This window comes from Christensenella sp. KGMB01412 (assembly GCF_055522415.1).
Genome location: NZ_JBVFVW010000006.1, coordinates 117123 through 140539 on the forward strand (window position 1 = coordinate 117123; position 23417 = coordinate 140539).

The 23417-nt window shown below is 47.4% G+C and carries 12 protein-coding genes and 1 pseudogene; 2 read left to right on the forward strand and 11 right to left on the reverse strand.

Translation table 11 applies throughout. From position 1 onward, the window contains the following. Position 1 precedes the first annotated feature (1 nt). The 8 genes and pseudogenes from ACS5WU_RS10770 to ACS5WU_RS10805 form a co-directional block, all read right to left on the reverse strand. The gene (locus ACS5WU_RS10770; RefSeq protein WP_046442912.1) at positions 2–3592 is read right to left on the reverse strand and encodes a response regulator; all 3591 of its coding nucleotides are present in this window, start codon (positions 3590–3592) and stop codon (positions 2–4) included. Positions 3593–3596: 4 nt separating this feature from the next. Then, positions 3597–6176 carry an EAL domain-containing protein gene (locus tag ACS5WU_RS10775; protein WP_465089159.1) on the reverse strand — a complete coding sequence of 860 codons (2580 nt, stop codon included), beginning with the start codon at positions 6174–6176 and terminating at the stop codon, positions 3597–3599. A 456-nt stretch (positions 6177–6632) separates the two neighbouring features. Further along, on the reverse strand, positions 6633–7037 hold the full coding sequence (locus ACS5WU_RS10780; RefSeq protein WP_059109094.1) for an organic hydroperoxide resistance protein: 405 nt from the start codon (positions 7035–7037) through the stop codon (positions 6633–6635). Positions 7038–7175: 138 nt separating this feature from the next. After that, positions 7176–8294 carry an aldo/keto reductase gene (locus ACS5WU_RS10785; protein ID WP_046442913.1) on the reverse strand — a complete coding sequence of 373 codons (1119 nt, stop codon included), beginning with the start codon at positions 8292–8294 and terminating at the stop codon, positions 7176–7178. Positions 8295–8576: 282 nt separating this feature from the next. Continuing rightward, complete coding sequence (locus ACS5WU_RS10790; protein WP_302761183.1) at positions 8577–9131, reverse strand: cyclophilin-like fold protein; 555 nt, start codon at positions 9129–9131, stop codon at positions 8577–8579. A gap of 70 nt (positions 9132–9201) precedes the next feature. Next, positions 9202–9279 (reverse strand): annotated as a pseudogene (locus tag ACS5WU_RS10795) (flavodoxin family protein); the annotation flags it as partial. 14 nt (positions 9280–9293) lie between these two features. Then, a complete protein-coding gene (locus tag ACS5WU_RS10800; protein ID WP_302761185.1) occupies positions 9294–9857 on the reverse strand; it encodes a sugar O-acetyltransferase in 564 nt (187 codons plus the stop codon). 297 nt (positions 9858–10154) lie between these two features. After that, positions 10155–11321 carry an iron-containing alcohol dehydrogenase gene (locus ACS5WU_RS10805; RefSeq protein WP_046442949.1) on the reverse strand — a complete coding sequence of 389 codons (1167 nt, stop codon included), beginning with the start codon at positions 11319–11321 and terminating at the stop codon, positions 10155–10157. A 145-nt stretch (positions 11322–11466) separates the two neighbouring features. Between ACS5WU_RS10805 and ACS5WU_RS10810 the strand changes: the two genes are divergently transcribed. Further along, complete coding sequence (locus ACS5WU_RS10810; RefSeq protein ID WP_046442915.1) at positions 11467–12333, forward strand: LysR family transcriptional regulator; 867 nt, start codon at positions 11467–11469, stop codon at positions 12331–12333. A gap of 83 nt (positions 12334–12416) precedes the next feature. On the opposite strand, the gene ACS5WU_RS10815 is transcribed toward ACS5WU_RS10810, so the two are convergent. Together ACS5WU_RS10815 and ACS5WU_RS10820 are read right to left on the reverse strand one after the other, a co-directional pair. Then, the gene (locus tag ACS5WU_RS10815) at positions 12417–16199 is read right to left on the reverse strand and encodes a lectin like domain-containing protein (RefSeq protein WP_302761188.1); all 3783 of its coding nucleotides are present in this window, start codon (positions 16197–16199) and stop codon (positions 12417–12419) included. 70 nt (positions 16200–16269) lie between these two features. Then, positions 16270–18384: a M13-type metalloendopeptidase gene (locus tag ACS5WU_RS10820; protein ID WP_465089156.1), complete on the reverse strand. Its 2115-nt coding sequence runs from the start codon at positions 18382–18384 to the stop codon at positions 16270–16272. Positions 18385–18983: 599 nt separating this feature from the next. Between ACS5WU_RS10820 and ACS5WU_RS10825 the strand changes: the two genes are divergently transcribed. Then, positions 18984–20210, forward strand: a complete 1227-nt coding sequence (locus ACS5WU_RS10825) for a DEAD/DEAH box helicase (RefSeq protein ID WP_302761757.1) — start codon at positions 18984–18986, stop codon at positions 20208–20210. A 769-nt stretch (positions 20211–20979) separates the two neighbouring features. Here ACS5WU_RS10825 and ACS5WU_RS10830 read toward each other — a convergent pair. Continuing rightward, positions 20980–23397, reverse strand: a complete 2418-nt coding sequence (locus tag ACS5WU_RS10830; protein ID WP_302761759.1) for a glycyl radical protein — start codon at positions 23395–23397, stop codon at positions 20980–20982. Between the last annotated feature and the right edge of the window lie 20 nt (positions 23398–23417).

A 23417-nucleotide genomic window follows, 5' to 3' on the forward strand; every position in this document is an offset into this window, starting at 1 on the left:
CTCAGGCCTCGTTTTCAAATATAAAATCATAAAGTGTCTGGTACATCCTTTTGGGATCGATTGGCTTTGTCAGGTGGGCGTTCATTCCTGCGGCTTTGCTCTTCTCAATGTCGTCGTCAAACGCATTTGCCGTCATTGCAATAATAGGGATTGTCCTGGCATCGTCATTGCTCAGATGCCGGATATTGGCAGCAGCGGTCAGGCCGTCCATCACCGGCATTCGGATATCCATCAAAATCCCATCGTAATATCCGTTTGCAGATTTTCCAAAAATTTCCATCGCGCGCAGGCCGTTTTCCGCAGTGTCCACTGTAAAGCCTTTTCCCTCCAGAAGCTTTTTTGCCACTTCCGTATTCATAAAGTTATCTTCCACCAACAGCAACCGCTTTCCTGTAAAGTCATAATCGATTTCTTCTGCTTTTTTTATTTGTTCTTCTTTTTCTCCCAGCGCTTTTGTCAGCGCCGAGATAATCGACGTTTTAAACATCGGCTTACTCATCAGAAGGTTGACTCCCGCAAGCTTCGCCTCATGCTCGATTGCCGCCCAGTCATATGCCGTCATAATAATAATGGTAACCTCCGGTCCCACAATACTGCGGATTCTCCGGGCTGTTTCAATTCCGTCCATTTCCGGCATCTTCCAGTCAATCAGTATCATATCAAAATATTTGCCCTCTGCAAACATTTTTTGTACCAAGCCAACGGCTTTATGCCCGCTGTCAACCCATTCGGCCTTAATCCCTATCTCATGAAGCGTGACGACTGCGCTTTCACAAATCGCCACATCGTCGTCCACTACCAGCGTTTTCAAATGCGTAAAATTATAATTTTGCTTTCTTTGGTTATGGCGCAGCTGTGCCTCTTTTGTAATGCCAAGCTTTACGTCCACGGTAAATTCCGTTCCGATTCCCTTGATGGAACGCGCCGAAATTTTACCATCCATCAAATCAACGATGTTTTTAGAAATCGCAAGCCCAAGGCCCGTTCCTCCAAACACAGCCGTCGCACCGTCCGATTCCTGTGAAAACGGCTCAAAAATATGAGGCAGGAAATCTTCGCTCATCCCCACGCCCGTATCGTTTATAATAAAACGCAAGGAAGCGTCTTTTTTGTTCTTATTGCGCTGCTCCGCAGAGAAGGTGACCTTTCCGCCTTCGCCCGTAAATTTGATTGCGTTGCTCAGGATATTGATAAGCACCTGCTGCAGCTTCATTGCATCTCCGATATAACAATCATCCAGCATTGGATCGACAATACATTCAAATTCCACATCCTTTGCCGCCGCCTGTCCAAAGCAGATCGAATTAATGCCGTTAAGGAATTCTTCGGTCGGAATTTCTTCATTTTTCAGTAGCATCTTTCCACTTTCAATCCGGCTCATATCAAGAATGTCATTGATAAGCGACAGCAGGAACCTTGAAGAAATCCCAATTTTTGAAATACAGTCCTGCACCTGGGCGTCATCCCCAATCGATTGTGCGGCAATCGCGCTCATACCAATGATGGCGTTCATGGGCGTACGGATTTCGTGGCTCATGCGTGAAAGAAAATCCGATTTGGCTGCGTTGGCCTGTTCCGCGGCAATCAGCGCCGCAGCCAGTTCATCCTTCTGCCGTTGTTCCTTGTGTACCACATCAGTCACATCGTTCCTTGCCAGGCACACCCGCTTCAGCTCTTTGCTGATATAAAAAAGCTGATACCGCTTTACCCTCAATTCGTCTTTCGTATTTTTCATTTCCACAATAAAGGAATAAGTGTCATCGTCAGCTAACCGCTTTTGCATATAATCAAAATCCAGTTTATGTAAGTATTCGTTTCTGGCCTTATCGTCCATAAACCGGTCTGCGACAATACGTATTTCTTTTTGGAATATTCCCGGGTTTGGCACCGTATCCTTACACCTTTCGTCACATGAAACCGGGCGATGGGTTTGTTGCAGGATATCGATCTCCGTGATGATATCATAGTCCAGCTCCACAATCCGGTCCAAAAGCTGCTCCTGCAATTTTTGCTCTGTAATATCCAACGTATAGAAAAAAACGATGATATCGCCGGTTTCCGGATTCAGGCAGGAGCGCAGGCTGGTACTGCCCCAGAAGGTGCTGCCGTCATTGCGCCTTCTCAAAAACTCAAAATGATAATCAACATTTCCCATCGCATAATCTGCCAGCACCTTTTTCCTGTCCATAACGCTGCGGATTTCTTCCCCATATTCCGCATAAACGGCCGATGCCGCAAGGTTATCCACCGTTTTGTCAAAAGAATCCCCTACGCGCGCAACAGCAACGTTAGACGTACTCACATAATTTTCCATCCTGTTTTGCGTTACATTGATACGTCCCTGTATGGTCCCGTCGGCCGGTGCCAGTTCCGCGAAATAAGCCAGTTCCTTTTCGTAGAGGTCTTTTTCCCTCTCCTGCAACTGCTTTTCATCCGTAATATCCACAAAAACGCAGTAGAAATATTGCTCTTTACCTTTTTCCGTAAACAACTGCGCCTTAATTGAAACCCATTTGACGGTCCCGTCCTTGCAGATCAGCCTGTTTTCGTTTTGAATGGTGTTGCCATGTTCCAGCTGTGCGTTTAGCTTGCCGGGCATTTCAGCCATGTCCTGCGGACAGATCACAGCGGACATCTTGTTTCCCATTGCTGCAAATTCATCACGGGTATAGCCCAAAAATTCGAACAAACCATCGTTCGCGTCAATGACAGAAAAATGTTCGTCAAACCGGCAACGGAATACCGCGCCGGGAATGTTGTTATAAAGATTCAGCACCTCTTCGCGCGCAAGTTTTTGATCGGTTATATCAATGCAGACCGATATAATTGCATGCCTGCCATCCTCTGCCACGACCTGCCTGCCCGTATCGTGCACCCAGATGTAAGAACCGTCTTTTTTCTTCATCCGGTATTCCACGATATATTCCCCGCCCGCTTTCATCTGGCATGCAACGGAAGCGTCCACCAGGCTCCTGTCGTCAGGGTGCATACAATTTGAAACCATTCCGTCAATATCTGCAACAAATTCCGCTTCGTCATCATAGCCCAAATATTCGAGCATCTGGCGGTTGATAAAATAGAACGGAAACCCATCTTCAATATATCCGCCCATCATTCCGCCGGGCAGGGAGTCGTAAAGCAGCTCCTGCCGCTGCCGCGCAATGTTCTCCATTACAAGCGTTTGCGGGTAATGCTCACTCCCCTTCTGGCTGCTGCTTGGTTCCGCAAAATGAAGGTTTCGAATCAGCCAGTCGTCATTTTTTTCCTGAACCATCGTAAAAAAACCACGCAGGTGCCATGCGTAAAGAGTATTTTTTAATATCATCTCAATCGATATATAGCAAATACGATCAGAAATTTTCTGCTCACGGACAAACGAAAATTTACAGGCAAACGGCTCCGAAATCTCACGGATGTCGTTGCCTATATATTCGATCATCTCATCCCTTCCCCAGGCAAATTCGTTTTCGCCGGTGCCTACAAAATTAATACCGTCAGATAAAAATCCGACGGCTGCTTCTGCATCCCTCCGTTCAAACCAACTGCCGCAGAATTCGCGCACAACCTCTCTTGCCGTCCCCGTCTTCTCCATCCGCTTATCCTTCCCACAGGCAACAATCACCTTTATAACCGCTCTTCGCACGATACAAAGCCTGGTCTGCCCCGTCAATGATTTCTTCCATCGAATCTCCCGCATTCCAAATGGCTATCCCTGCCGTACAGGATGCCGGAATGCCTTTTACAAAACAGTTATCCTGAAAGGTCCGGCAAATCTCCCGGCCTTTTTTCAGCATATCCTGTTCCGATTTAATCTGTTTCATTACAACAATAAATTCATCCCCGCCATAACGTGCCAAAACATCGTTCTCCCGCGTATGGGATTGCAGGAAGGCGCCAAATTGCTGAATAATACGATCCCCTTCCAAATGTCCGTACGTATCGTTAACCTGTTTTAAATGATCCAGGTCAAACAGATAAACCGCCAAAGGCGTCTTCTCTTTTTTCATGGAATTAATTGCAAAATCCATACCCCGCCTGTTCAAGAGTCCCGTTAAATAATCACGGTACGCCTCTTTTTCCAGCACCCCTTCGCGATCCTGCGACGCCGCTATTTCGATCATGCGCATAATTCGGTTTGAAAGTCCCCTTAAAGAGTGCGGTTTTCCTGCAAAATCATCAGCGCCATAGCTCAGCGCCTTTTCCTCCAGTTGTTCGTCCTGTGGTCCTGTTGCAATGACAGGAACATCGCAAATCGCTTTTTCCTTTTGCAACGCGCTCAAAACAGAAGCGCCTCCGCAATCCGCAAGCGTCATGCTCACGACGGCTACCACGATTTTATAACCATATCGCCCTATGTAATCCAATGCGCTTTTGGCATCCGGCGCTTCCAATACTTCAAAATGATCTTCAAAGTTTTTTCGCACGGCATTGCGGTATTGTTGATCTTCATCCGCAATCAGAAGGAGTTTTTTTCCATATATCCCGGGGCCTGCATCTGCCCTTTCCTGCACAGCTATCTGCTGCTTTTTGAGCAACGCTTCAAATTCGTTGCATGGCATTGGTTTTGCAAAAAGATATCCCTGGACAAAATCACATCCAATATCTCTCAGGCGCTCCAGCTGTTCTTTTGTCTCAACGCCTTCCGCCACAACGCTAAGATCCATCCAGCGGGCAAGGCCGATAATAAAGCGTAAAATCCCTTCATTCACCGGTTTTGCCGTTTCACTTTGTATGAATTTCATATCCAGCTTCAAAATATCAAGCGGCATCTTATTTAGCATATTCAGAGAAGAATAACCGCTTCCAAAATCGTCCATTTCAATGATAAAGCCAAGCTCGCGAAGGTGCCGCACCGTATTGATGATCTGGTTTGGATCTTCCGTGTAAGCGCTTTCCGTGATTTCCAGATGAATGCGCGAAGGATGCAATCCATATTTTCGTACGGTTTTCACTAAAAAGTCGGTAAGGTCGGCATTGTAAATATCGGCACGTGATACGTTTACAGAAATGGCAAACGGCGGGATCCCCCTGTCCTCCCATTCCCTTAGGATAGAGCAGGTTTTGTCCCACACAAATTGATCCAGCTTTGTTATAAAGCCATTTTTTTCAAACAATGGAATAAATTCAGCGGGAGATTGAAATCCCCATAGTGGATGATTCCATCGCACCAGTGCCTCCGCGCCCGCCAGTTCTCCGTCCCTTACCCTGTATTTGGGCTGCAGGTATATTTCGAATTGTTCCTCTTCAAGGGCCGATTCCATAATATCGGCGATCGCCTGTTCGTGAAGCAACGCGCTGCGAAGCTCGTCGTCATAAATAGCAAAATATTTTCCATACTGGCCCTTAATACTGCGTGCAGCCAATAGCGCACGGTCACACATCTGTTCCACAGAAATTGTTTCGTCTTCTATGGGATAGATACCCCACTTCATTACAATATTTTTTGTGTTCGATAGGGTACATATCTGTGCGCTGGCTTCGATAAACATCTCATCCGCATAGTTTGACTGACGCTCCAGCAGGCATGCAAACTGGTCTGCGTTAAACCGTCCGCAAATTCCCCTGTCATCCACAATGCTCGTATAAACGCCCGCAATTACCTTTAAAAGGCTGTCGCCCGCCTGGGTTCCAAACACATCGTTGATCAGTTTAAAGTTCTCAATATCCGAGCAAATGATGTCATATTTTTTTCCCGGATTCCGAATGAGTATATCTTTTGCACGTTTATAAAAAAATTCCTTACCGAAAAGCCCCGTGAGCCTGTCAAACTGGAATTGGTTTATCATAGCTGCAGTTTCGCGCAGATTAATAATGCTTGCCACCCTGTGGCGAATCACCTGGGGCCTGTATGGCTTAACCACAAAATCGGTCGCGCCGTTTGATAAAGCCGCAACCTCGTCCGTCTCACCGTCATTTTGCGTCGTAACAATAACCGGAATGGAAGAATATAAAGGATCAGCCTTCATAATTGAAAGAAACGTATATCCGTCCATGACAGGCATAACGATATCAAGCAGGATCAAAGAAATATCTTCATGATGTTTTTTGAGAACCTCCAGTGCCGCCTGTCCGTTTTCCGCTTCCAGCACCTGGTATTCGGATGATAAAATCCGGTTCAAAATCATCCGGTTCATTTGGTTATCTTCCACAATTAAAATTTTCTTTTGTGAAAACATCGCGCTATCGTTTTTGTCCTGCATATACCTTCCCTGCCATACAAATTCTATATTTTTACCATCAAGTATTATTTTGCTGTAATAAAATCCCTGAATTCTGTAAATCATCTGTTACATGGCACCTGAAAAGGAACAGCGGAAATGCCCACATAACTCTGTCCATATATGTTCAATTTTATCATAGGTGCAAATGTTTCGCAATTCTTTTGCCCTTTTATACGCACCATTTTAATGGGTACAGGCATTTTTCAAATACAAAAAGCCGGATTGTTCCGGCTTTTATTTTACAGACCTCTTTATACTTACGTGATTTTGCTTTTACAGCCCCTTTTACATGGGCTGCCAAAACACCCGCATGTTTGTAAGGTGAATGCAGTACACATATTTTGTCTTTTTTTCCAAATGGTTTTAGTCAACAAAAAAAGCGGTCCAAAGGGATCGCTTTTTTCTCCTGATTCAGACTGCCTTTAACGTTACTTCAATATTACCCCGCGTTGCCTTGGAATACGGACAAACCTCATGCGCTTTTTCCAGGAGTTCCTGCGTTTTTTCCGGGGACTGCCCTTCTATATGTCCCTCGATATCTGCGCCGATCATATAGTCAAGCGGTTCTTTTTCATATAGGGAAACGACGATAGCAACCGTGCTTTTCGCATTGATCCCTGCCTTTTGCATCACAAGCTCCAGCGCACTGTTAAAGCAGGCGCTGTAGCCTGCCGCAAATAATTGTTCCGGATTTGTCGCTCCCGCATTGCCACTGCCCGGCGCTGCAATTTTCAAATCAAGCGAGTGGTCTTCCGAAAAAACCTCTCCTGTGCGTCCTCCGGTGTTTGTCATTTTAACAGAATAAATTTTTTTCATGATCATAATTCCTTTCCTGATTGGTATTTTTTATCGGTATGGTTTCATTTGAATTAGTAATACCCAGAATCGGAATCCATCAAACGCTTTCATAAAAAAATCCGGCGCTACAATTTACAGGCCGGCCTCTATCTGTTTTTACTCAAAAGCTTTCGCCACATCACGAAGGCCTTCCACAATTTCCAGATGCTGCGGGCACTGGCGTTCGCAGTTTTTGCAGCCAATACAATCGGATGCTTTTCCATGCGTCTTCGTATAGTTTTCATAATACACGCCCTGAACCGAAAATCCCTTGGGTTTTGCCTGCTTTTCCAGATTATACAATGAAAAATATGCCGGAATCGGAATATTCCCTGGGCATCCCTCAACGCAATATCCACAGCCAGTGCACGGTATTGCAATCGTTGAATTAATCTCGCTGACCGCCTGCTTTATAATAGCGCGCTCTTCTGCATTAAGCGGAGCAAATTTTTCCATATATGAAGTATTATCCAAAAGCTGCGCCAGATTGCTCATACCGCTTAAAACAGTGAGAATCCCCTGGTTACTCGCGGCAAACCGTACCGCCCATGACGCTGCGGACATATGAGGCGCATAATTCCTGAACAGATTTTCCACTTTTGGCGGTACCTTGGCAAGCGTGCCGCCCTTCACAGGCTCCATCACAATGATTTCCTTTCCATGCCTTCGCGCGGCGTCATAGCATTTGCGGGACTGTATGCTTTCATTCTCCCAATCCAGATAATTGATTTGAAGTTGTACGACGTCAACCTCCGGATGATCGGTTAATATCTTTTCCAGGAGGTCTGCATTGTCATGATAAGAAAATCCAATCTTACGGATCTTGCCAGCCGCTTTTTTCTTTTTGATGAATCCAAAGCTATCAAACTTCTGTGCAATTTCGTAATGCAGAACGTTCAGGTTATGCAACAAATAATAATCAAAATATTCCACCCCACATTTTTCAAGCTGCTCAGAAAAAATTCTGTCCATATCTTCGGCTTTTTCCAAAAACATTGTCGGCATTTTTGAAGTCAATGTAAAGCTTTCCCGCGGATAGCGTTTTACAAGAGCCTCCCTCGCCACTATTTCACTTGTAAACTCATGATACATATACGCTGTATCAAAATACGTAAATCCCCGTGAAATAAACTCGTCCACCATGAACCTGACCTGCTCCATATCTACGCTTTTTTTGTCATTTTCATCCAAAAGCGGGAGCCTCATCAGGCCAAACCCCAATTTTTTTATCTCCATATCTTACCCTCTTTTCAGTTTCATCGTATCTTCTACCACTTCAGCATAATACCTGAAGTGGACTCCAAGTCAAGCCTTTTACAAAAAATTTACTACTTTGTTTACATAGATTGGTAGATTGTCAGTCACGTTTCTATAAAAAACAACCGCATTTCGCGGTTGTTTTTTATAACTCACCATTATCCGGTATTCCAGACCGTTTGCAATAAAGTTTTTTTCAGCTACACTATAAAAATTTTTTTGATGGTCGGGAGGTTTTCCATGCGCTTTGACGTATCAAAATCATCGTCTATTTTCGCCCCATTCCCCTATACTGAATGTCGCTTGCACGCTTCCCCCGCCAAGCGCTTCCGTAAGGCCGGATGTATTTTCCATATAACCAAGCCGCGTATAGCTGTATGAAGTTGAAAAACTCTCATAAAACAGCACCAGGCAATCAGAGCCGTAAAGCATCAAATCGCCTGCCTGTATAATGGCCGGCTGCTCAGCTTCAGTCGGCAGTCCATCGGAAAGGTAGTTAAACTTTTCGTTGCCGTTCAGCTCATCCATCTCCAGAGTCAGCGGCAGCCGCTCTGCAAAGGCCCGCGCCGTTTCATTGTCATACAAACGCACTATAAAAGTATGTTCGCCTATTGTCATTTGCATATCCAGCTGATCGATTTTCTCCTCCGCTCGCCCCTGCTCTGTCTGTGACGTGCCCGGCTGTTCCGTTGAGGTTCCCCGCGTTGTTTGCACAGAAGGGATAGCCTGCGACATTGTTGCTACAGTGCTGCCGCATGCTGCCAATGAAAATATCAGCCATATTCCGCATAATAAAACCGTAATTTTTTTCGTCATTTATTTCTACCTGCCGTAAAACACCTTAAGCCATTTTGCCCGTCTCATAGCCCGCCTCCTGCGCCCCTCATATAAAAGCGTCCGCAAGCAACTCCGAATTTCCGCCCTTACGCGGGCTTGTAGAAATCACCAAAATATGTTTACTCATGGTTTCGATTCCTTTCAAATTTTCCTGATTATTCTTGCAGGAACTCCGCCTGCAAGCACATGATCCGGAACATTCCTCGTAACCACCGCGCCCGCGGCAATGACAGAACCGTCGCCAATCGTCACGCCGGGCGTGACCGTGGTATTGGATCCGATCCATACGTCCTTGCCGATCACGATGGGCGCGGGATACATATCCCTGCGCTTTTGGGGATCAAGATCATGATTGAGCGTTGCCAGCACGACATTATGCCCAATCATAGTGTTATCTCCCACTGTGATGCCGCCCTGATCCTGGAAATGACATCCGGCATTGATAAACACATTTTTGCCAAGCCGTATATTTTTGCCGCAATCCGTGTAAAACGGCGGAAATAGTCCAAACGTTTTATCTACAGGCCTCCCTGTCAATTCCGAAAACAACGCTTGAATCTCGTCCATTTCATGATACGAGCCGTTCAGCTCTGCTGTGATGCGGCGCGCCTCCCTGCTTAATTGCTGCATACAGTCATGCTCTTCCGATCCGCCCTTTACAAAAAGCCCGCGGTTCATGTGATCTAAAAATTCATTCTGGTTCATTTTATATACCCTTCAATTTGTCCCATTACCATCTTGTCTGGATAAAGGCAGCCATCCCGATTGCTCCACAGATATTCTTTGCATACCAAAATTGGTATTTCCATTGAAGCGTACTGCCGTATCGTTCAATGTTATTGTGCTCCTTAAGCTGCGGTTCCCATTCACAAAAATATATCGTGAATGATTAAACGCACATTGTTAAAAAACGCCTGCTCTCGCCCAAACCTGCTTCACGTATTTCCTTTTCTTATCCCAATCAAAACACGCATTACGCCGTACTGTTTCAGTCCTGCTTCGTCATATGCTGTTTTGAAGGATTTCGACAATTTCGCCATGGTTGAGTTCCTTATATCCTCCCTGCATTACAAAAGTACTGTCTGCAATATCCTCCAGCATATTCTGTGTAACACCCAATTCGCTGATGTTCATAACAAGTCCCAGCTCTTTCATATAAGACTCCATGCGCCCAAGGCCTTCATCGGCAATCTGCCTGTCCGTTTTTCCCTGCGGGACTACATCCCAAACATTAATTGCGTATTTTTTGAATTTTTCAAGTCCATACGGAGCGATAAACCTGTAATATGCCATGGATACGGCGGAAAGCGTCATGCCGTGAGTCGCATCGGTATATGCGCCGATTGCCTGGCCGATCATGTGCACCATCCAGTCGGTAGATTTTCCCTTTGCGACCAATGTGTTGAGCGCCCAGGTCGCAGTCCACATGATATTGCTGCGCGCTTCATAGTCCATTGGGTTCTTAAGCGCAATCCGCGAAGAGTGTATCAGCGAGCGGAGTAATCCTTCCATGATGTAATCGGAGGTATTGTCATCCTCACCAGAAAAATATTGTTCCAGTATATGCGACATAATATCGAAAAAACCAGCCACCATCTGGTATTTTGGAATAGAAAACGTTAATACAGGGTTCAATATCGAAAACTTCGGAAACACATTTTCGCCAAACACATGCCCTATCTTTTTCTTCTGCGTATGATTGGTGATAACTGAACCGCCATTCATTTCAGAGCCGGTCCCCACCATCGTGAGAACACACCCTACCGGAATAATCCGGTTATCCACATCCTCCATGCGCAGATAATATTTATCCCATGGATCCTCCTCGCAGTAAGCGGAAACGCTAACCGCCTTTGCGTAGTCGCATACGGAGCCGCCGCCCACCGCAAGGATTAAATCCACCTCGTTTTTCCGTGCAATTTTGCATCCCTCGTATAATTTTTCCACCGTTGGATTTGGCATAACGCCCGCATCTTCATAGATAATTTTTTCTTCTGCCTTCAATATTCCCACTACTTCATCGTAGATACCATTACGCTTAATAGAGCCGCCGCCATAGACCAGCATGACTCTTTTTCCGTATTGCCGAAGCTCATCATGCAGGGCCTGGATCGATTGTTCTCCAAAATGCAATTTAGTTGGGTTGCAATAACTAAAATTTCCTAACATCGCCATCATTCCTTTCTGTGTTTGTTTCAAACATATTTTCATATTAGCACCCTGATTTTAAAATGAAAAATACTTATATCAAATACACAGCCATGCTTGACAGGCATATTAGTTCAATGCTATTTTATTATCAGGAGGGTAAACAATGGAAATCAGAGTGTTGCAATATTTTCTGGCAGTCGCCCGGGAGCAAAATATCTCGGCCGCAGCGGAATCTTTACACTTATCCCAGCCTACTCTTTCAAGGCAGTTGAAGGACATGGAAAATGAGCTGGGAAAACAGCTCTTTATCCGCGGCAACCGAAAAATCACATTAACCGAGGAAGGAATGCTCCTTCAAAAACGCGCCGAAGAAATCATTGATCTTGTGAAGAAAACAGAAAACGAGCTTATGGTTTCAGATGGCGTTGTCGCCGGTGATATTTATATTGGCGCAGGCGAAACCGACGCCATCCGATTGATTGCAAAGGCGGCGCGGAACCTGCAAGACAGGTATCCGCAGGTTTGTTTTCACATTCTGAGTGGCAATGCAGAATTTGTGATGGAGCGTCTTGATAAAGGCCTCATCGATTTCGGGCTTATCTTTGCTCCTGCCGACCGATCCAAACATGACTATTTTGCTGTTCCCGCCAAGGATTTATGGGGCGTATTGATGCGGCGGGATTCCCCCCTTGCGAAGATGGATTCAATTCGCCCGCAGGATTTGTACGGGAAGCCGTTGATCGTCTCTGCGCAAAGAAGCAGCGATGAATTGTCTGTCTTTGTGAAGTCCGGATACGTTGTGGCGACCTATAATCTGATCTACAATGCGTCCCGCATGGTAGACGAAGGTATGGGATATGCAATTACTTTCGATAAATTGATCAATACCAGCGGTAACAGCAATCTTTGTTTTGTACCGCTTTCTCCAAAAATTGAGGCCGGGATGAATTTTATCTGGAAACGGTATCAGGTTTTTTCAAAAGCGGCAACGCTTTTTTTACAGGAACTCCAAAAAATAATTGGCGAATAAAGTACAGTACAGGCCTGACTTTGGCAAATTGTCAGTTTTACCGTATCGCCTGACTTTAACGGTATTTCCCACCACTGCTTGCCTTACTTTCCACTCCTGCGCCGCAGCAGCACGATCAGCACCGCGGCAGCCACCGCCGCGCCTGCAATGATGGCAACGATAACCCACAGCGTCATATCTTTCGCATCCCCTGTCTGCGCCCCGCTTCCCTGCTGTGTCCCGCTCCCGCTATCCGCCGTTCCGCCGCTGTCCGGTTGTTTCTGGTTTGCAAGTACATATTCGGAGCAATGTTCGAGGGTAAACGCCGCATATCCGGCGCTGTCCACGCTTTGCGTGCTGATATCATCATATCCTGTTCCATTGAAGTAATACAGGTATGTTTCTTCGCCTGTTCCAAACGGAGGCACGGCAAGCACGGATATTGTTGCTTTTCCGGGGAGCGCCCCGCTGTGCCCGAAGTTCAGGAACAGCAGCTTTGTTCCCTGAGGAAATACCGCTGCATTTTTCGCCGCCTCGCCGGGTGTATTGGAAAACGCAAGGCTCATGTCCATTGCCGCCGTAATGTCTCCCCCGTAGAATACAAACCGCGCAACCACCTTGCCCGTATCATCCAGAATTGCAAAAATGACTGTCTTATCCTGCCCCTTGATTTGCTCAAAGACCTCTTTGGGAACGATTGTTCCTTCCTCCGCCGGAATCAGCAGCGCCTGCTGTGGGCCGAGCCCATTCAGGGCTTCTTGTATTTTTTCGAGCTCGAGGCCGTCCTCCATCCGCGGCAATGAAATAATCTCCTTGCCTTCCGCGCCCGGAATCTGTGCGTCCTGCACGATTGTGATCGTTTTGCTCACCGACTTGGTATCGTCTGCCGTACTTGTCGCCGTAACCACAACCGTTCCTGTCGCTTTTGCAGTGAACAGCACCGCTGTTTCTCCGCTGCGTCCGGTTTCCGTCCTGATATCGATGCTGTCAAGATCGCCTGCATAGCTCCACCGGATTCCGGAAAATACCTCTTCGTTTGGGGTAACCGTCGCTGTTGCGGAAAAATCTGCCGTCTGCCCGATCTCCAGATAAACCGAATCCGCGCCGTCGATGCTGACGCTTTCCACGCCCATCTGTTCGGCAATATTATTTTGCCGCAGCAGGATACTTTCCGCACTGCTCATCGTCGCAAAGGTCCAGCAGGAAGGAATCCAGCCCTGATTTTTCACCGGAGTGACCGCACCAATATCGCGCAGGTCAAATTTTTCCGGCAAATTTGTAACAGGATCGGCTGTCCTGCCCTGCGGCAGGCTGCTGGTCGTGTTCTGTCCGCTGCCTGACGCACTGTCCGGCGCTGCCGCCGGAATGGAAAGCTCGCCCGTCCTCTCGAGCTGTGCCGCGCTGAGCGCCCGGCCCACGCCGCCTTGGGAAGAATCGTCCGTTCCGCCGCCCGCGCCGTCCGTGAACACCTTGATGCAGTTGTTCGCGGAATATTTCGCGGAAATATCAGTCCAGTCACGTCCGTCGGTGCTGGTGAAGCTCTGCCCGGCCTGCGCCCGCGCCCTGTCCGAACGGCCCGCGATCGGCATCTCAATCGCCGCGACGACGTCGCTTCCGTCCCGGTTTTGCAGCCGCACAGTCACACCGAACTCTTCTCCTGCGGCGACGGAAATCCCCTCGCCAAGCTCCACCGTATAATAGCCCTTATATTTATGGGCCCCGCTCGCCACATGGCGCGTCTCGCCGTTCGCCTCAAGGTAAACGTCATAATCCTGATCCTCGTGCATGGAGTAAAATGACACGGCCTTTACATCCTGCGCGCCTGCTGCCGTAAACACGTTTTTTGTGTACAGCACCTTGCCCCGCGAATATTGACTGGGCTCGTAGAGGTTCGTATAGCCCAGCGGATCGTACTGGTAAATATTGTCGTAATCGCTCGACGGATTGTCCACAAATATGGCGGCAGCAGGATTGGCGGATAGGTCTGCGCTATAATAGGAAATATAGAAAAAACCATTCTGTCCCTTTTCCGTACCATAATTATTTTTAGCGATAAACGCGCCGTCGCCCGCAGGCGTATACGAACTGCCGTCCACAGTTACCGTGAATTGTTCCGCCGGAACCGTATCATCCCACCCTACCAGTGAGATTGCATGTCCGCCCCCGGCCATATCCGCCTCCGGCTTGAAATAATACGAACCGGTCTCGTCGTAATACCCGCCTTCTCCTTCCTGATGTCGAATTCCGCAATAGATCGCCCCATAGGTATAGATCGCGTTTTTATAGTGGAGCGTATCTTCCGCCGTTTTCTCCCGGTCTGGCAGCAGAATCGCCTGCCGCAAGTGATAGCGTGCAGGAAGCTGGTTATAGGCGAACTCGCTCACGTCGCCGCCGAATTCGTCCAGCATATACGGATCGTCTTCCTCCAGAACCGGACCGCTCCACCGCGCAAGATAGGCGAGCGCCATATAGATGTCCCCGCCGGAAAGCACCCCGCCGCGTCCTTCGGTCGGCGTATAGCATTCCTCAGAGGAATCTGCGTTGAGCATTGCATTGAGCATATTGTATTCTGAGAGATCGAGGCCTTCCGCTGCCTGCTTGGAAATCGTAAGCGTATATTCTTTTACGGAAAAAACCCCGTCCGGGCTTTTTACCACGGCATAATAATCCCCTTCGACAAGCTCTGCCGTAATCCGCTGGTCTCCCGCAAGCGCGCTTGCAGCGACCTCGCTTCCGTCGCTGCGGAGAAGAGTAAGCGAATATGCCGCGTCTTCCTCATCCGGCTGGAAAAGCAAAAGCTCTATGGGCGTCGCATAACTGTAATGGAATTTGTAATAATCCACATCCGCGGCGCTGTGGATCGTGGCCCGGATTTTGGAAGGAAAGGAAACATCTGTCGCCGTCTCCCGGGCGTCGTTGGGCTCGTACTGATCGCCCATGCCCCCCACCGTATAAGAAAAACGCTGCACATCGCCCATAGCGGCGCCGTCTTTATGGGTACGGGCATTGATGAGCGTATCCTGACCGATCACAACCACTGCCGTGTCGGCCCCGGAATCTGTCGTTCCCGCCGCCCCCTTCGCCGGAACAGTCCCATCTGTCGTATACAATATCTTCTCGTCCGCCGCCGCACGCAGTGTCACCTGCGTTCCTGCCGCAACCGTACCCGGCGCGGGATCTGCCCTCACCATTCCGCTCTTGTGCACGGTATAGGCTCCCGACGCAGGCTCGCTGCTCTTGAGTCCCGCCTTCCGCGCGCTTGCCAAAATCCTGACATCTTCTGTCAACGTCAGTTTATTCGCCGGGTTATACAAAGACGCACTGGAGAGCTTCGGCGACGTCCCGTCCAGCGTATAATAAATCTGCGCATCCGCCGTTCCGCTCGAAAGCCCAAGCTCCGTTCCCGCCGGATATTCTCCGGCTGCCTGATCGAAGGCGACCTGTTTGCAGGTTGCCGGCATAAATCGTGCATTGCCGGATGCAACCGGATCATATTCATCGCCCGCCGTCATATCGATAAATACAACACCCACGCCGTCGAGCTCCTCCTGCGTGAGCACTCCATCTGCTACCGCCTGCGCGATTGCTTCCCGAAGCAATATAGTCCCCGTATACGCAATGCGCTCCGTCATCCTCGTTTCCTTATTTTTCAGGGTAAACATCAGCATATAATAGATCGTTTCCCCGCCCGCGGGAGCAGTATCGGCCACCCGGACTGTAGTGTCCTCCTCCGCCGCGTAAAGATCGCCCGCCTCCGGCGGATCACAGTTTTCAAAAACCAGAGAAAGCTCCGCGGGGCCTTCCGCTGCAAAAGCAAATGATACACAGGAAAATACTGCGGTTACCGCTAAAATGATCGCCACCAGCCAACATATGATCCTCTTCATTTTTATTTATCTACCCTCCGTGTACTGCTCCTTTATCGATCAGCGCCTGTTTATTGGTATATCTTCCTTCTTACCAAACCGCAAGGCGTTCATCGGGTGCAACGTACATCCCATCGTTTTCTCCAAGCCCATAGGCGTCGTAAAATTCCTGCATTTGCTGCACATTAACATTGGTACGCACATACCCCAGCGGATGGGCGTCCGCGCTTGTCTGCATCGTGCAGAAAGCCTCCGACGCCGATTTACGCCATACCTGCGCATACGCATTGAAAAAGGCCTTGTAATCAAATCCGTCAATCGTCTTGGCGATATCCATCATACAGGCAATGCCACCGAGGTCCGCCACAGTTTCGCCGATCGTCAGTTCTCCATCCACCGTAAGGTCCGGAAGCACTTCAATCTGATCATAATAGGCAGCTACCTTATCTGTACGTTCCTTGAATGCCGCGCGGTCTTCATCTGTCCACCAATTTTTCCGGTTGCCGTCCTTGTCGTATTGGCTTCCAAGCGTATCGAACGCGTGCGTAAACTCATGCCCGATAATACTGCCGATTCCTCCCAGGCGTTGCTCCTGCGTACCATCTTTATCATAAAACGCACCGCCAAGGATCCCTGCCGGGATATTGATCGAGTTATCTTTTTCATTGTAAAAGGCGTTAACCTCCTGCGGATAGCACTCGCTCCATTCGCCTTTTTGCACAGACGTCCCAATTTTTTGCTTTGCACGCTCCTTTTCAAACGAATAGATGCGTACCATGTTGTCCATCAGGTTTCCACCATCTTCCGCGGAACGGAGCGCCAACGAAGAATAATCGGTCCATACATCCGGATAACCGACACGAACAGTCATCGCATCCAGTTTTTCCACTGCTTTCTCGCGTGTTTCATCGGTCAGCCAATCTTCAGTGCGGAGTCGTTCTTTGAATACCGACCGTACCATATCAATGGTTTCTTCCACATCTTGTTTCACGTCTTCCGTAAAGTAATTGTCCACATAAATCTTTCCGACCGCCATCGCAAGGTATTTGTTACAGTCATCGTAGGCCATTTGCTCTAACGGTTGTTCACCGGAAATTCCATACACTGCGGCAATTTTTTCATTGTAAATATCAAGAAACCCCTGGTCAAGATATTTACACGTTTTCCCGAAGACGTCATATAGCAATAACGCTTTCAGGCCTTCCAGGTTTTCTTCTGTGTAGACCTCGTTCATGACTTTTAACCATTCCGGCTCGCTCAATACATATTTTTCACTTCCACCATACCCGTTTGTTTCCAGTATTTGTGCCAACGGAAATACGGACGACTCTTTTTCCAGCTCATTAAGGGTTCGGACGTTATAGGTGAGCTCCCGGTAGTCTTCGCGAGCCACCGCATCCGCCCCATAGCAACCTGTGGCAATCTGCGTCTCAACAGCAAAAGCCGCATCGTTCATCGCCTGCGCCTCTTGCTCCGTATATCCCATTCTTTCAAACAGCTTTTCATACGCCGTATCGTTAATTTCCTTTTTTTGCTTCGCGGTATCCGTCAGTTCCTTATATGAACTCGCGTCGCTCAGGGAAAGTGAAGTCGGCTTGATTTCCACCACGTAGGCTGAATTGTCCTTATCGTCCGTATTCACGCTCAGGTTACACAGAGGCGCCGCGATCATATCCTCCCCGCCGCATAAAAGCTCTGTTAGTTCTTCAATGCTGCTTACCGCCTGTATTTTATCGATATATGGCCGGAGCGGTTCCGCCCCCTCCTCATTGCGCGTATCCATATCAATTACCGACGCATACAAAATTTTTACAAGCTCCGCTTCACGCCCAGTAAGCGTATCGTCAGAAATCAGTTTCAATATTTCTTCCTTGCGCTGGTTCTCCAAATCTGTGAAAGAGGATACCAACACTGATCCATCTGGAATTTCTGCTTTGGAAAGCCAATCGTAGTTGACTGCCTGGTGGAAATCATCTTTACTATCCGGCGCCTGCCCGGGCAAATTCCCAGCCAGATCGGAATTAACCCACGGCGAGCCGACTAGTCCTGTTTCCGCATTTTCTGTTTGTTCTGCCTGCTGGTTGGCAGTCTGCTCCGGCTGTGTACTCTCCGCCGGGGCGTTGTCTGTTTTTGCGCAGCCTGCCAGTAAAAAAGCAAAACAAAAAACCAGACAAATTAACGGTTTTATTTTATTACCTCTGTTCATCTTATTCTCCCTTAGATCATTCTTTATACATTCAAGGTTTCCCGGGAATTCCCGGCTGCCCTCACCCCTTGGATTACTTATTTCGCCCTGTTTTCAACGTTTTTTCTATTTGCAGCACTTCAGCCGCAATACTGGATTTCTAAATATTATTCCTTACACTGATACAGCGTTTCTAAAAAGACAACCATTTCTGGTTGTCCATACTATGCCAACTTCAGTTGTCTGGTTTCCTTACTGTCTTAAGCAACTTCATGGACATAGAACTTTGGATTTTTCCAATAATATTATACCTTATTTTTTTGTGTATGGTAAGATATATTTAGAATAGTACCACTTGTCGCGGAGAATATTCCTGTTTGAATTCCACTAATCCTTGCACCTTAAAACTGGTCCATATATGAAATTTTTTTTACAAAAGTCCCTTGTTGTGCTATCATAGTTATAGTATCCAATTCCGCACTGTCGCGCATATTTTGTAAGCCCAGTATGGTTTTACAGAAATATGCGTTTTTTTATGGAAAGATACAGCGGGCTGTTTGGGAAACATTCTATTTTATTGTTCTCTCTACGGCTTAAAGATTATTTTTAGGAGACAATAAATGCAAGAAACACCTTTTAAAGACCTCGGTATCTCAGATGATATCCAAGCAAGCCTTCGTAACATGAATTTTGAAAAACCCACACCGGTGCAGGAGCTGACCATTGGGGGCTTTCTGGAAGGAGCCGACCTGTTGGTACAGGCGCCGACCGGAACAGGCAAAACGGGCGCGTTCGGTGTCCCTATCGTTCAGCAGATCGACCGGACGCAGCGAATTTCCCAGGCGCTTATCCTGTGCCCGACCAGAGAACTGGCGGTGCAGGTTGCAGGTGTACTTCGTAATCTTGCAAAAAACAAACCCGGTATACGTATCGTCACCCTATATGGCGGCGAAAATATCAAGAAGCAGCTTGACATGTTGCATAAAACGCCGCATATCATTGTGGCTACGCCCGGCCGCCTGATGGATCATATGCACCGTCAAACCGTTCAGCTCAAAAATATCCGTACCGTCGTTCTGGATGAAGCCGACCGCATGCTGGATATGGGCTTTCGCAAGGATATGGAAAAAATATTGCGCGCAACGCCAAAAGACAGGCAGACCGTCTTTTTTTCTGCAACCATCCCGCAGGAAATCTATATGATCGCAAACCAGTTCTTAAAAAAAGATGCACGGGAAATCCGTGTTGAGCAAGAATCCCTGGCGGTGGAAACGGTAAAACAATACTATACGATCATTCCTGTCGGCTATAAAAATGATATCCTGATTACACTCTTAAAAAACAATGATCTTCCTTTGACGCTGATCTTTGTAAACATGAAACACAAGGCGGACAGACTGGCAGCCCAGTTACGGAAAAAGGGATTTAAGGCTGCCGCACTGCATGGAGATATGAGCCAGAATCAGCGTGACCGGGTGATGAAAGAATACCGTTTGGGCAAACTTGATACTCTCGTTGCCACAGACATCGCCGCCCGGGGTATTGATGTCAAGAATATCGACGCCGTCATCAATTATGACGCGCCTTTGGATGACGAAAGTTATGTACACCGTATTGGGCGCACGGGCCGCGCCGAACAGGAAGGCGTCGCCTATACGTTTATCAACCAGGAAGAGGACGAGATCGACCGGCTGCGAAAGATGATTAAGAACCTGAATATCGATATATCCCCAACGGAGGATTCGCCTGTCCTTCCCGAACCCGTCAAGCGTGTGTCGCATGGCCGGGTAAGCGGTCAATCCTTCCATAGCATCAATCCGCGCCGCAGGGGGCGCGGCCGCAGATGACAGGCTCGAAAGCGTTCCTGCGCCGGAAAAAAGAATATCAAGAGCGAATTGTTGACAATTTTGTGCAAAGGATAGTTATACACACCATGCCAAATAGAAAAAATCGTCATCATGCACAACATTAATAACGTCTTAGTAAAGCATATTCAATTAGCTGCGGTTAATCCAAAAGATGCCGCTATTTTATTCGCAAGCATCTATAATAACTATTTGAAGACATCTGGTTCTTACGTTTTTATGAATGACCTAAAAAACTTTTTATCAAAATCTTTCACTAGAAATCTTGCAACCACTGTTCAAGTCCTTGTTTTTATACAACTTCTGCCCGGCAGTCGACCTCCCGTGGGATAATGCAGCCTCAGCGTATTGGTCACAGTGATACCGTTAGGGCCATCCCACGACTTTCGGTCAACCAAACAGATACAACGATCAAATGGATACTATAACCCCTAAATCGTTCAGTGTTCCGTCCTGCATCTCCTTGCCAAAATCACTCGGATTCTTGCCGCAAATGCAGGTGCCATACTTTGACGAATATTACCTGTAGCAAAGCTCTACAGAACGGAGTTTTCCCAAACACGCAAGTAATTTTTGCAGGCAACATAATTAGACATAAATATGCTTCATCTCTTGTATGACCTTCGGCACATAAACCTATTCGACAAAAGAATACAAACAACATCTATATCGCTTTCTGTATCAATTCCGTTACAAAGCTCTCCCTGCACTTTCAATATTTAAGGATTTGCTTATGGCCCGCTACCCATTGTTAGATAACCTGTTCCGTTCTCTCTATAATATCATCTTGCGTCTTTTTGCTGAGCACATTGAAAAACGCGCTGTAACCTGCAACCCGCACAATCAAATCCCTATGCTTTTCCGGATGTATCTGTGCGTCCTGCAATGTCTCCCTGCTGACTACGTTGAACTGAACGTGGTAGCCCTGCAGCCGATTAAAAAATCCTCGCATCAACATAATAATCTTATCGCGATTTTCTTCCTTCTGGAGCATCTGCGGCGTCACTTTCTGATTGAGGAGGACTCCTCCTGTAATCTCCTCAGTCGGCAACTTGGCCACACTCTTAAATACTGCTGTCGGCCCATTCTTGTCAGCTTCATGACTCGGGCTACAACCTTCCGCCAGCGGTTCGCCCGCCTTCCTTCCATCGGGCGTTGCCAAAGTGCCTGCCCCCTGCGGAACATTGGCTGATATAGAAGATGTTCCTGCATAATAAATTCCACCGATCGGTCCGCGCCCATAGCGGGTATTATGGTACTTTTTCATTTCGTCGATGTAAACATTATACGCGTCTACCACAAGCTCGTCCACATAATCGTCGTCGTTGCCATATTTGGGCGCAGCTTCAAGCTGCTTTCTGATCCGCTCGTTTTTTTCGCCCCCAAAATTTGCCTGCAGTGCTTCCCATAATTCTGCCGGCGTAATCTGCTTAGTTTCATATACTAGTTGTTTAATGGCCGCAAGGCTGTCCGCCAGATTTGCGATGCCTACTTGCAAGTCACTAATAAAATCGTAGACGGAACCTCCTTCCTTCATATTAAGTCCGCGCTCTATACAATCGTCCGTGAGGGCGCTGCATAAAATATCGGCCGTATCATGTTCCAAGACCATATCGCAGGTTGCGTCGATGATCGTGCACTGCCTGCACATTTCACGTATCACCTTATCCCAGCTCTCCAGCAGGTCGTCAAAACTCTTCATGTCTTTAAAGTGCATCGTCCCTTCGCATACCCTTTCACCGGAAGCCGGGTCCACGCCGTTATTCATCGCAATCAACAGAGCCTTGGGAAAGTTCAAAAAGCTCATTCCCGTGCAACGGTAGCCCCATTTGCCCGGCACCGCGGTTTCCACGCAGCCGATGGCACTGTAATTATAGGCGTCGTCATGTGAAACTCCATATTTGATAAAACTTGGAATAATAATTTCATCATTGTTAAACGCCGGCATACCGAAGCCATAACGTATCACCTCTACACATTCCCTCATAAATTCATGAGTCAAGCCTTTGTGATATCTTACAGTCAAATTAGGCTGTGTGAGATGGCATTGTGCGACGCTCTTCAGTATAAGCCTTGAAAGCTCGTTTGTAGCATCTTTTTCGTCAGTCGTTTGCCCTCCCACCGTTACATTTTGATAAAGTGGGCTGCCTGCGCTGAATTGCGTATGGCTCCACGACCTTACTTTATTGATTGTATAGGTCTTGAGCCACAGGTTGCACAATAGTTCATCTGCCCTGTCGTCGTCGATTTTTCCGCTACGAATATCGGCCTCATAGAAAGGATATAAATACTGGTCCATGCGCCCGTAGGAAAGACTATGACCGTTGGATTCGATCTGTAATATGAGATGGATCAGCCAAACACTTTGGACCGCCTCATGAAAACTTGAAGCCGGTTCATAGGGGACTTTCGCAAGTATCCGGCTGATTTCCAGAAGTTCCGCCCTGCGCACCGGATCTTTTTCCTGCGCCGCTGTTTCGTCCGCAAGCTTTGAATACCTCGCTGCAAAGGCCCTGACTCCCTCGATAACGATCAGGATCGCTCGATAGAAATAGCTTTTTTTTATATTTTTGTAATCCGTTAAGTCAAGAGCCTCCAGCTTTTCTTTTGTTCTCCGCTCATAATCCTTCAATCCCACTTGAAGCATTCTGCCGTAATCGACAGCACAATGGGCATCGCCCGAGGTTATATTGCCTTCAGATTTGATAATTCCCAGATCATAATATAGCTTACTGTGGGGAGGAAACGCTGCAAGTCCCCGGTCAAGCACTGTATTGTGCTCCCAAAAAGGCGCGATGTCGCGCAGCTTGCGCTTATTTTCCTCTGTTATATAGAAAACGTCTCCATCCCTATGCTCAAATTGGTCTAACTCGTCTATCACCCATTGCATCGCATACTCCGGGAATATCGGCGCACTGCGGTTACTGCTGGCCTGGTTACCAACAATCAGGGTTTGCGGTTCGATAAATATGCTCATGCCTTCAAGAATGTTCTTGAGCATAATCGCACGTTTGATTGCCAAAGGCTGATCCTGGTTTTCCTGGTATACTTTTGTTGTTATCAACGCACGTTCTACGCAAATATATGGTTTAGTGTCGACAAGCTCTTCACGAAACTTTCTCATCCTTCCTGTCATTTCGCCAAAATAGTTCTCTATAACTTTGCTCATTTGATTCATCCCTCCATCTG